This window comes from Staphylococcus pseudintermedius (genome assembly GCF_001792775.2).
GTDB lineage: Bacteria > Bacillota > Bacilli > Staphylococcales > Staphylococcaceae > Staphylococcus > Staphylococcus pseudintermedius.
Map to the genome: position 1 here is coordinate 14,042 of NZ_MLGE02000013.1, position 12,801 is coordinate 26,842.

The window sequence follows — 12,801 nt, forward strand, 5'->3', positions numbered from 1 at the left end:
TTGTTCAAGAGATTTCATTATTTCACTGCTTAACACATATCAACATGCTATAATAGAAATAACTTATCAATTAAAGAGGAGTACGTTATGTCTTTTAAAGAAAATGAAATTATTGGGACGATAGAATTTTTAGAAGTGAAATCGCTTGAAGGTTCTACATATCACTTAGAAGGTCCAAACCGAGAAAAAATTAAATTAAATGCATCTGAAGTAAACGAAGATGACGATTTAGAAATAGGAGAGTCGTATAGCTTTTTCGTCTATCCTAACCGTTCTGGCGATTTGTTTGCCACTCAAAACATGCCAGATATTACTGTTGGACGGTATGATTTTGTACGCGTGTTAAACACAGATCGTGATGGGGCACGTGTAGATGTTGGATTGCCTCGCGAAGTATTAATCCCATGGGAAGATTTACCTAAATTGAAGGCATTATGGCCGGAAAAAGGCGACGAACTATTATGTACATTACGTATTGACCGCGATAGACAAATGTTTGCACGTTTAGCTTCAGAAACAACAGTGCACCAAATGTTTACACCTGTCGCAGCAGATAAAATAGAAGAACTACGTAATCAAATGATACAAGCACGTCCATATCGTTTATTACGCGTTGGTACATTTTTATTATCAGAAGACGGCTATAAAATTTTTGTACATGAGTCAGAACGTCAAGAAGAACCGCGTTTAGGGCAGGCATGTAACGTCCGTATTATCGGTGTAAATGATAAAGGGGAGTTAAATGGTTCATTTTTACCACTTGCACATGAACGGTTAGATGACGATGGCGAAAAAATATTTAATTTACTTGTGGAATACGAAGGCGAGTTGCCATTCTGGGATAAATCTAGCCCTGAAGCAATTAAAGAAGTATTTAATATGAGCAAAGGTGCATTCAAACGTGCAATTGGTCATTTATACAAACAACGCCTCATCAATATTGAAACAGGTAAAATCACTTTGACACGTAAAGGTTGGACACGTGTAGAAGAGAAATAATTAATCATTCATGAGAGACTTGCCCAAGTGGTAAGTCTTTTTTTGATCTTAAATACCCACACAAATGCCAAATCCCCATAAATTTCAACATTCTTACACTAAAATTCACTTAGTTCATCCCTATCAACTTAATTTTTGAAATCCTTAAATATTTATTAACTCAATGTAATAATATTGTCGTTTAAAACTAAACAATATATAATAGCGATTAATGTGTTTATAAACGTTGTATAAAACATAAGATTAAGAGAAGAAGAGGGAAAAAAGTGATTACAAATAAAAATATATATAGTATTCGAAAGCATAAACTTGGCGTGGCATCATTCTTATTGGGGACATTATTTGTTGTAGGGCATGCAAATAATGCTGAAGCTTCAGAAGTGAGCACAACAACACAAGAACAAAATGCCGAAAAAGAGCAGGCAAAAACTGAGGGCGAACTAACAACTGAGGCAGCACAACAAACAGCCGTTGAATCAATACCTGCATCTGAAAACATGCAGGAAAGAACATTAGTGGCAAGTGAAAATGGGAAAGAGGTTACAACTACTGAAAGCACACAAGAAGTCACAAAAACTGAAACAAAAGATACAGCAACAATGAAAGATTCAGAAATTGCACAACCTGTATCAGAAGTGAATAAACCTGTTACTCAAACAGCACCCGTTCAAACACCAACAACAGCAACAGAACATAAGTCACCACGACAAGTACAAGAAGTTACTTCACCAGTGGACACAAAAGTAATTAATGTAGAAAACGGAACAGATGTGACAAGTAAAGTAAAAGTTGAAACATCGTCAATTACAGGCCATCAGAATAACGATAAAACATACCGTCAATCGAACACTGTAAATCCACATAAAGCTGAACGTGTGACATTAAATTATGATTGGTCATTTGAAAATGGAATTAAAGCTGGTGATTATTTTGACTTTCAATTAAGCGACAATGTCGATACAAACGGGATATCAACAATAAAAAAAGTCCCACACATTATGGATAGTCAAAATAGCGAACAAATTATTGCTTACGGGGAAATTAATGAAAAGAATCGTGTCCGTTACCGATTTATGGACTATGTAAATCAAAAAGAAAATTTAAAAGGTAAATTGTCATTAAACTTATTTATTAAACCAGATAAAGTTCAAGATGAAGGAAAAATCACTGTCACTTCACAATTGGGCAAGGAAATGACAAGTCAGGAATTTGACATTAAATATATTGATGGTGTAAAAAGCCCTTCAGGTATCACATTAAACGGTCGTCTTGATGAATTATCAAAAGCAGATCAATCATTTACGCATTATGCTATATTTAAACCTAAGCATAATAACTTAACTAATGTAACTTTAAGAGGCACAGTTTCAAATAACGCACAGCAAAATGAAAAAAATGGTCAAGTTAATGTTTACGAATATATTGGTCAAGGAGAATTGCCACAAAGTGCTTATGCCAATGTAAAAGATACAAATCAGTTTAGAGATATCACTAATAGTTTGAGACCAACTACTGTTAATAGCACTGGTTATCAAATCACTTTCGATCATATAAACAAAAAACCTTACGTTATTGTCTACAAAGGGCATTATAAGAACGAAGCTAAAGATTTAGAATTCACAACTAATGCAACAGATTATCATAGTTCAAATCTATATTCATATAATTATTGGCCATACTACGGTTCATTCAATCTAACATGGAAAAATGGGGTTGCTTTTTATTCCAACAAAGCGAATGGGGAAGGGAACGACAAACCTGTACCGCCGACTTATGGATTTAGTGAATTAGTGGACACAACTCAAAATACGGCACCTGCTACGATGACTTTCCAAACAACTGGTGTTTTAGAAGAGATTGAAGATAGTGTTGTATTAAATACACTTTCACAATCTGGTGAGGATCGTGGTGAAAATACTTCTCCAATTATCGAGACAACAGAAGATTCACAGCCTGTTGAGTTTGAAGAAGAGACAAATCATGGCATTCAAGACGTGACACTTCATGCAGATGCTGTTGATTTTGAGGAAGAAACAAACCATGGTGAACAAGACACGGTACACCACTCTGATGTCGTTGAATACGACGAAGATACGACAACTGGCATGTTAACAGGTGCCATTTCTGACCATACAACAGAAGAAGACACGATGGAGTACACAACTGATGGCTTATTGATTGAGTTTGATGATGAAATGAATCCTAATGTGAGCGGTCAGTACGATGACATCACAACGGATACGATAGAGGAATCATCTCATATTGACACATTCACTGAACTTGAATCTGAATTTGGTCAACATGACGGTATAGTGACATTTGAAGAAGATACTATTGTTGAGAAGCCGAAAACAGAAAAGGGTAACCGAGTACCACCTGTAATTGATTTATCAACACCAAAACATAACCATCAGTTCAATATTCAACCTACCGATCCAAATATTGATACCTCTGCTACGTATCGAATTGGCGATTTTGTATGGCGTGATGAAGATCACAATGGCGTACAAAACGATGGCGAACACGGTCTCGAAGGCGTTCTTGTCACACTTAAAACAGCTGATGGTGTCGTTTTAAATACAACGACGAGTGATGCCAATGGACACTACCAGTTCACTAATGTTCAAAAAGGAAAATATATTGTTGAATTCACTACACCTGAAGGCTATGAAGCAACAAGCAAACATACTACAGCGAATACTGAAAAAGACTCTGATGGGTTAATCGCAAATATCGATGTTACTCAAGATGATATGTCAATCGATGCTGGTTTCTTCCCGTTAGAAAACTGGAATCCTCAACCCAAAGATGAAACATATACTATTGGCGATTTTGTTTGGCGCGATGAAGATCACAATGGCGTACAAAACGATGGCGAACATGGTCTCGAAGGCGTTCTTGTCACACTTAAAACAGCTGATGGCGTCGTTTTAAATACAACGACGAGTGATGCCAATGGACACTACCAGTTCACTAATGTTCAAAAAGGAAAATATATTGTTGAATTCACTACACCTGAAGGTTATGAAGCAACAAGCAAACATACTACAGCGAATACTGAAAAAGACTCTGATGGGTTAATCGCAAATATTGATGTTACTCAAGATGATATGTCAATCGATGCTGGTTTCTTCCCGTTAGAAAACTGGAATCCTCAACCCAAAGATGAAACATATACTATTGGCGATTTTGTTTGGCGCGATGAAGATCACAATGGCGTACAAAACGATGGCGAACACGGTCTCGAAGGCGTTCTTGTCACACTTAAAACAGCTGATGGTGTCGTTTTAAATACAACGACAAGTGATGCCAATGGACACTACCAGTTCACTAATGTTCAAAAAGGAAAATATATTGTTGAATTCACTACACCTGAAGGTTATGAAGCAACAAGCAAACATACTACAGCGAATACTGAAAAAGACTCTGATGGGTTAATCGCAAATATTGATGTTACTCAAGATGATATGTCAATCGATGCTGGTTTCTTCCCGTTAGAAAACTGGAATCCTCAGCCAGAACCGAAAAATCCTGATGATAGAGAGAAGCCAGCACCTGAGCAACCTGATGTACCTCAGCCAGAGCCGAAAAATCCTGATGATAAAGAGAAACCGGCACCTGAGCAACCTGATGTACCTCAACCAAAGCCGATGCTCCCAGGTGAAAAGGTGAAACCAAAACCAACTCATCCCGGTGAAGCTATGCAAACAACACCTCAGGACAAATCAACATCTCAAACAGATGAAGCACTTCCTCAAACAGGTGAATCATCATCACAATCATCTGCTTTAATCTTCGGTGGTTTACTCAGTCTATTAGGACTTGGTTTATTACGTCGATCATCTAAACAAAACCGTTCTTCAATGAAATAAGCATCACATAAAAAACCCCTGATTGTGCGATGATGTGCAATCAGGGGTTTCATTCTATATTAAATTTCAGTCGTTAATGACTCTAATTCGTCCACTAATTCGCCAATATAAGCAATCGTATCTTTAAGTGGTTGATCTGTTGTGACATCGATACCTGCAAGTTGTGCCAATTCAACAGGGGACATACTTCCACCTGCGCTTAATGTGTTCAACCAATCTTGAACAGCAGTCTCACCTTCATTTTTAATACGTTGTGCCATAATCGTACCAATTGTTAAACCAGCAGAATATGTGTATGAGTATAAGCCCATATAGTAATGCGGTTGACGCATCCAAGTCAATTCCGCACCATCTGTAATTGTCACGGTATCTCCCCAGAATTGTTCGATGACTTGTCGTTTAATTGCATTCAAGGTAGGGGCGCTAAGTGATTCACCTTGATCGACACGTTGATATACTTCACGTTGATATGCGGCTTCAAGTAAATGTGTCACCATATTATGATAGTACGTACGAGAAATAATCGAAGCAATTGCCCAACGTTTGAAACGTGCATCATTACTGTTTTTAAATAAGTAATTCAACATTAACATTTCGTTCATTGTCGATGGCGCTTCAACAAAATACATAGACGCCTCAGATTGTAAATAATTTTGATGCTTTTGCGCAAATGTAAAGTGTCCGGCATGTCCCAGTTCATGTGCTAGGACGAAAGCTTCAGTCATTTTACCTGTCCACGAAATAAAGATGTAGCTATGAGATGCATAAGGGCTTGCACAATAAGCACCTGTTTCTTTCCCTTTGTTTTGCGGGAAGTCAATCCAACGTGCATCATACGCTTGGTGTAACATGTCGACGTATTCTGAACCTAATACGTCTAATGCACCAAAGATGTATTTTTTCGACTCTTCAATTGTAATTTCTGGTTCAAAAGTAGGGTCGATAGAGATTTTTAAGTCTTCAAATTTGAGTTCATCTAAACCGTTTGCTTGTTGAACAAGTTTCGCATATTTGCGCATAATTGGTGCTAAATCAGACATAATTAAATCAATTTGGCGGTGATACATATCCAAAGTAACATCTTGTTCTTCCAATAAATATTCAATCACAGAATCATAACCACGCAAGTCAGCCTCAAGTTTTTCACGTTGCACTTGCGCATTATACACTGCAGCAGTCGTATGTTCATACTTTTTAAGGGTATCGCTAAAATGACGGAAACTTGCACGACGAAGCGCTGTATCGTCATGATCTTCGTAATAACCTTCAAATGTCGTATAATCCATGTCATACGTTAGACCATTGACTTCAAATGTTCCGAAATCAATATCTAACATTTTCGTCACGCCATAAATATCATATGGCACATCTAATGCTGTTGACATACTCGCAAGTGCTTCTTCAGCTTTAGGGTGCAATTGATGCGGTTTTTTCTTTTGTAGTTGTGTTAAATAATAACTGTAATCTAACTCTGAAATCGCTTGTTGCATCACAGCATCATCAAGATTTAATAGTTCTGACTCTACAAATGTCAATTGGCTTAAAACTTTGCCATATTGTGTAGAAAATAGGGCGTTTAAACGTTGTCTTTCAGCATCAGACGTATCGACGCTATGTAAAAGTTCCGCGTAATTACCCGCACGTTCTAATTCAACGAGCAATTGCGCATATGTATTTAAACCTTTTTCAAGATTTTCAACGGTATTGAGTTGGTTTTCGTATTGCACTTTAAATGCTTGAGCTTCTTGCGGCAATGATTTCAGCGCTTGTTCATAACTTTCTGGATTAGGATATAAATCAGTCAAATCCCAAGTTTCTACTCTAGCAACTTCTGAACGATGTGGTAGTTTTTGTGACATAATAAAACCTCCTTAGAAAATATATTAATTCCATTATAACGTTTTTTAACATCTTTTTGCATGTGAAATCATTACACCAGCCATTAAAAATCTAGTATAATGAAGGCTAAATACAAAAAGGAGGTTCATACATGGCCATTTTAGACATGCCAAACTATATTTGGATTACACTTCTCATTATGGTTGTTTTAACATTGTTTTGTACACTTGTCCTTAACAAATGGTTCTTTACAGCAATCATCATGTTCATTGTGCTTGGTGCTTTAGCATTCATTTTGCCAAACTTTAAACCGATTCGTTATGAACCTTTATTAGGGTATGCTGCGTTTGTCGCAATATTGAGTTTAATTTTAAGCTTTATTTTATGGTTTATTACACGTGACTGGCGCAAAAAACGACAAATGAAAAAGTATGAGAAAGAACGCGCACGCTTTGAACAACAACATCGTTCATAATGATAACGAACCCAGTGATATACACAAGTCATTGGGTTTTTGTGATGTGGACGTGATGAGATGCTATTGATTAACTGACTGAAGATAATAGGGTTAAAATGCTAACCAATATACAACTTCCTATAATATATATTATGTAAACTAAGAATTGGATTCAAATTTAACATTTTAATATATGTACATAACCAACTCATCAGTCATAAACGTTCCTTAATGATATTCGCAGCTTAAACATCAAAATTTATAACAAACAGTTTACATCATCTGGATAAGCGTTTCGATGTTAATGGCTGAATCATTCATATTAAAGCATTGTTGTAACAACAATATGTATAAATGTCATTGAAATGTGTATATGACCATTAAAACATACGAATTTGTACCTCAAATATTAGCCTTCATCAGTCATCAGTCATCAGTCCTTAAATGGCCGATTTTAAAACCAAATAATACTCTATAAGTTTACATAACATAAATATAGTTAATATGAATTTTCACTACTTTCCGTCAAAATATACATTAAAATTTCCAATTGCGCATTTTTCATCCAAAATAAAAAGCCAGTCGCTTTGCATTACACAAAGTACGGGCTTTTTATCGTTTGTTTACCGTTTAATTTTTGAGCGCAATCGATTTAACACATCAAATACGAAATATTTTACTTTATGAATTGGTTTATAGAAGTCTCCAACGAGCTCTTCAATTTGTACACCGAATCCACGTTTAAAGCGATACACACCATAGTCTTCACTATTCTCAGTGAAATCGCCTGATACGCCATAAAAGTTATAACGCTCATAACCATGGTCAAAGCAATAATTAATCATAAACCAATGCATCGCGTAAGGTCCCATAAAGTGATTGTATTTCTCACTTGAACCGCCAGAGAAGTAATTAATTTCATACGCATTCGCAAAATAAACACCTGCTGCTAAGTTTAAAACAGAGCCGTCCGTTTTACGCAATTCGCTAGCTTTTAACATCTCTTGTTGATCATGGTCGATTTGTTTATCTAATTCCGCAATTTTCTTAATTTGCTTATCCGACTTGTTTTCATTCGCCATCATTTGGTCACGGCGTGTTTCTTTGTCATTTAAACTTTCTTGCAACGACGTAATATACTCATCTAGATCAATATATGCTAATGGTACGAGCGCTTTATGACCATATGTGTTGATAAAGTTTTTAAAGTATTCGTCCGTTTTAGACACAAAACCTGCACGTTCTTCAGTTTCGCGATATAACTCTAAAAATTGATCAAATTCATCCACTTCAAGAAATCTTACTTTCACGCCAAAATTCGTCGCTTTATTAATATTACGTTTGCGCTGGCTATCGAATTGCTTCTTCAACGTTTGTGGTGTATGACCTTTTAAATCCAATACACCCATCCATCTCACTTGACTTGACGTATCATAGGATGTTGTAAAACCATGATGACGGTAACCGTGTGACTTAAATAGCTGTACTAGCTTATCGTTAGGCATTTTGTCGCCCATGGGATGAATGTCTTTATCATACACTTGATAAATCCAATACGGGTCCATTTTGACATATAAACATTTATTTCTATTTAAATATTGGTCTAATTCCTTTAAATAAAAATCGGCTAATCCCAAATCGCTATAATCCATGACCGGACCACGATTTGAATAATATACATAACTTCCTGCTGTTGGAATTTTGGAAAATAAGCTCGCTGCTAAAACTTGGTTGTTGTCATCTTTCACGCCTAACAGTACCACTTGAAAATCGTCTGCTTCTCGTGTTGCAATATTTTCTTTTACCTGAAAATAATGACTTTCTAATGCAGGATTTTGAACAAATTGGTCGTATTCTTCAACTGTCAATTCTGTAAATTTCATACCAATAAATCCCCTTCTCTTCACTCATCTTATCTTTTAATCTTCTCTTTAAGCTGTTTTAACGTCGTATAAATCTTATAGACCGGTTTTCGAACGGGTTTAATAAAATCACCTACGTACTCAATGACATCTGCGTTATAACCTTTTTTAAATTTGACCACGCCAGCATCTTCCGCATCTTCAGTAAAGTGTCCACTAATGCCATAAAAGTTGTAACGTGGAATATGGTGTTCAATTGCGTAGTTAATCATTTCCCATTGAATGGCATAGCTTCCTGCAAAATGACGGAATTCATTTGCTGTGCCACCCGCATAATACACGACTTCAAACGGATTAATAATAAAGAAACCTGCTGATATCGGTAACGTGTCACCATGTTTCGCTTGTAATTGCTCCGCTTCTTGAATTTTAGCTTGATTCGCTTCTAACTGTTGCATTAAATTGTTCTTTTTATTCAATGATTTTTGGTTATCTGGGCGTTTCTCAAGTTCTTTTTCAGTTTTAGCAATTTGTTTATGGAAATCTTGCTCTTCAGATTTTAGCTCTGGTATATACGTTGTAAAATCGATGTAAGCTAAAGGTACGAGTACACGATCTTTATAGTGTTTGAGGCGGTGATAGTAAAAATCATCTTCACGGTCCACAAAGTCTTTTGTTTCCGACGTCTCTTCCATGAACGAACGGAAAATATGTAACTCATTTTCATCCAAAAAGCGCACTTTCACACCATTTTTTTGCACTTTTTTCGTATTACGCTTTCTCAAACTATCCATATTGTTCAGTATATCTTTCGTCGTTTTACCTTCAACATCTAATACAGAATGGAACCGAATTTGTCTCACTGTATCAAATCCCGTTGTAAAACCTTCGTGTTCAAAGCCGAGTTGTGTCATTTTGTCAAAGAACCAATCATTTTGGAATCGTTCAATCACTTCGCCATCATGATTGCGTTTTAACATTGGCAAGTATGGGTCGACTCTGACATATAACGCATTGTATTTTTTAACATATTTTGCGAGTTCATTAAAAAAGAAATGAACGAGTTCTTGATTTTCATAATCCATCACAGGACCACGGTTCGTATAAAAGTATTTGAACACTTTCATGACGGGTACTGCAGTTAATAAACAAGCGGCTAATACTTGGTTATGATTATCTTTAATACCAACGAGATGTGTTTCGACACCTTCTGCCACCTTCAGCTCGTAGTTCCCTACCATTTGTGTAAAATGGCTGTATGGCATACTATCTGTGAACGCACCGAATTCTGCCGTCGTTAAATTTGTAAACTTCATTTTTAATACTCCTATTTCTCTTTATATCTTTTAGCGATATTACATTTCTGATATACCCTTATTAAATTATCTTAAAAAGACATACAATCTTTTTCATTTCCCTCATAAACACCCTTATAGTCTTTCTACATTTTAACGTATTGTGTAACAATTCGCCAACAAGACGTGGTACGACTACAGTAATTTCGAAAAACAATAGGCCTCTAATAATGCTTGTGCTGCTTTAATCGAATCCAAATGCGTCCGTTCCATTGCATGAGAAGACTCAATACCTGCACCGAAAAGGCCGTGCTTTACATCTGCACCTGCTTTTAACGCCGCTGAAGCATCTGAGGCATAGAATGGGTAGAGATCCACTTTATAAGGGATATTGTGTTTCTGACATAACGATACGAGATGATGGCGTAGTTGTTTATGATACGGTCCTGAGGCATCTTGTGCACAAATCGACACCGTATATTCATCGGACGCTTGACCATCCCCTAATGCACCCATATCAAATGCTATAAACTCAACAACTTTTGGGTCAATATTTGAATTTGCGCCATAACCAATTTCTTCATTATTCGAAATATAAAACTGAATCGTATGCGGTAAACGGTCCTCACGATGACGATACTGTTTTAAAAATTCGATAATAATCGCAACACTGACTTTATCATCTAAATGACGCGACTTAATAAAACCTGAAGCTGTCACTTCTGTACGTGGATCAAAGCTTACAAAATCACCTACATCAATACCTAGCTCACGCGTTTCATCGGCTGACGTCACTTTCTCATCAATGCGGACTTCAATATGCTCTTGATTACGTGGAATTTCATGGTTATTCGCATAAACGTGTGGCGACGTTTCATGCAATAGTATTGTCCCTCGGTACGTCTGACCTGTTGTTGTTTCAATCGTACAGTATTCACCTTCAATTGCGTTGTAACGGAAACCACCAATTAACGCTAATCGAAGACGTCCATTATCTAAAATTTCTTTGACCATTGCGCCTAATGTATCTACATGCGCCGTAATACATTTTTTCTCTGTATCATCGTCGCCTTTTACTTCAATCAATAAGCCGCCCTTCCTCGTTAACTGTGTGTTATAACCATAAGCCTCCACGGTTTGCTGTACATACGCTATCGCACGGTCCGCGTTACCTGATGGACTATTAATCGCAGTTAGAGCTGTTAAAGTTTCAATCACAGATTCATTCATTGATATGTCCTCCCTTGCCTCTTTGTTTCTATTGTACCGATGATTCTATAAAATCTCACGTATTCATATAAGTACTATTGCAATTAAACGCGTTAAAATGTTAAACTATGGCATATTTAATAAAAATAGAGGCGGTGTTAACGTGACCCACGTGTTTTTTGTTGGTTTAGGCTTAATAGGAGGCAGTTTAGCAAGTAATATTCAATATTTTCATCCAGACATCACGATTTCAGCTTATGATGCACATTACGAACAATTAGAACGTGCCGTATCCATTGGCATTATCGATCAAGCATCTGCAGATTACGAATCGACTTTACAAGAAGCAGATATCGTTATCTTTGCAACACCTGTACAAACGACAGTGCAATATTTAAGCCAGCTTCCTCAAATGAAAACGAAATCTGGTTTAATTGTTACAGATACAGGGAGTACAAAATCTACTATTCAAGCATTTGAAAAGGAATTACTCTCGGCTGACATCCATCTTATCGGTGGGCATCCCATGGCAGGCAGTCATAAATCCGGTGTTCTGAATGCAAAAAAACATCTCTTTGAAAATGCCTACTATATCCTTGTTCATCAGTTAACAGAAAACCAAGAGGCCGCGCAACGTATTGAACATTTGCTTGCACCGACTCGCGCGCGTTTTATTCATTTAACTGCTGATGAACATGACCAAATTACAGGGGTTGTCAGCCATGTCCCTCATCTCATTGCTTCGAGTCTTGTACATTTAAATGCTTTTTACGCAGCGGACGTGCCATTAATTCAAGACTTAGCTGCAGGAGGCTTTAGAGATATTACACGTGTTGCAAGTAGTAACCCTGAGATGTGGCGCGACATATCCATTGAAAATAAAGCGCATATCGTTTCATCATTGAAGCAACTACAACAACAGCTTACTGAAACCGTGGATATGCTTGAACAAGGGCACGAGGAGGCGTTATATCAATTTTTCGACCAAGCTAAAACGTACCGTGATGGCCTACCTATTCGAGGTAAAGGTGCAATGCAAAGCACGTATGATCTTTACGTAGATATTCCTGATAAACCGGGGATGATTTCGAAAGTGACTGAAATATTAAGTCAGCATCAAATTTCTATACGGAACCTTCGAATTTTAGAAGTGCGTGAGGATATTTACGGTGCTTTACGTATTAGCTTTAAAAAGGCTGAAGACCGCGACGCAGCGATGACCGCGCTTTCTGATTTTGATACGTATTTAAGTTAACGTCCCACGGTGG

Annotated in this window: 8 protein-coding genes; 4 read left to right on the forward strand and 4 right to left on the reverse strand. The window is 37.0% G+C overall.

What is annotated here, in order from left to right; all coding sequences use genetic code 11:
- Window positions 1-87: 87 nt before the first annotated feature.
- Both BJK46_RS09205 and BJK46_RS09210 read left to right on the forward strand, forming a co-directional pair.
- Entirely contained in the window at window positions 88-999 is a 912-nt protein-coding gene (locus BJK46_RS09205; protein ID WP_103263629.1) for a CvfB family protein, read from the forward strand.
- Window positions 1,000-1,265: 266 nt separating this feature from the next.
- The gene (locus BJK46_RS09210; protein ID WP_112424790.1) at window positions 1,266-4,871 is read left to right on the forward strand and encodes an SdrD B-like domain-containing protein; all 3,606 of its coding nucleotides are present in this window, start codon (window positions 1,266-1,268) and stop codon (window positions 4,869-4,871) included.
- Window positions 4,872-4,930: 59 nt separating this feature from the next.
- On the opposite strand, the gene pepF is transcribed toward BJK46_RS09210, so the two are convergent.
- On the reverse strand, window positions 4,931-6,730 hold the full coding sequence (pepF, locus tag BJK46_RS09215) for an oligoendopeptidase F (protein ID WP_020219595.1): 1,800 nt from the start codon (window positions 6,728-6,730) through the stop codon (window positions 4,931-4,933).
- Window positions 6,731-6,861: 131 nt separating this feature from the next.
- Between pepF and BJK46_RS09220 the strand changes: the two genes are divergently transcribed.
- On the forward strand, window positions 6,862-7,185 hold the full coding sequence (locus BJK46_RS09220) for a hypothetical protein (protein WP_014613959.1): 324 nt from the start codon (window positions 6,862-6,864) through the stop codon (window positions 7,183-7,185).
- A 605-nt stretch (window positions 7,186-7,790) separates the two neighbouring features.
- Here the strand turns inward: BJK46_RS09220 and BJK46_RS09225 are convergent.
- The 3 genes from BJK46_RS09225 to BJK46_RS09235 form a co-directional block, all read right to left on the reverse strand.
- Complete coding sequence (locus tag BJK46_RS09225; RefSeq protein WP_014613960.1) at window positions 7,791-9,050, reverse strand: aminoacyltransferase; 1,260 nt, start codon at window positions 9,048-9,050, stop codon at window positions 7,791-7,793.
- A 29-nt stretch (window positions 9,051-9,079) separates the two neighbouring features.
- Window positions 9,080-10,345: an aminoacyltransferase gene (locus BJK46_RS09230; protein WP_063279038.1), complete on the reverse strand. Its 1,266-nt coding sequence runs from the start codon at window positions 10,343-10,345 to the stop codon at window positions 9,080-9,082.
- Between the two features lie 174 nt (window positions 10,346-10,519).
- Entirely contained in the window at window positions 10,520-11,554 is a 1,035-nt protein-coding gene (locus BJK46_RS09235; protein WP_015729098.1) for a M42 family metallopeptidase, read from the reverse strand.
- A gap of 142 nt (window positions 11,555-11,696) precedes the next feature.
- Between BJK46_RS09235 and BJK46_RS09240 the strand changes: the two genes are divergently transcribed.
- Window positions 11,697-12,788 carry a prephenate dehydrogenase gene (locus BJK46_RS09240; RefSeq protein ID WP_014613963.1) on the forward strand — a complete coding sequence of 364 codons (1,092 nt, stop codon included), beginning with the start codon at window positions 11,697-11,699 and terminating at the stop codon, window positions 12,786-12,788.
- Window positions 12,789-12,801 lie beyond the last annotated feature (13 nt).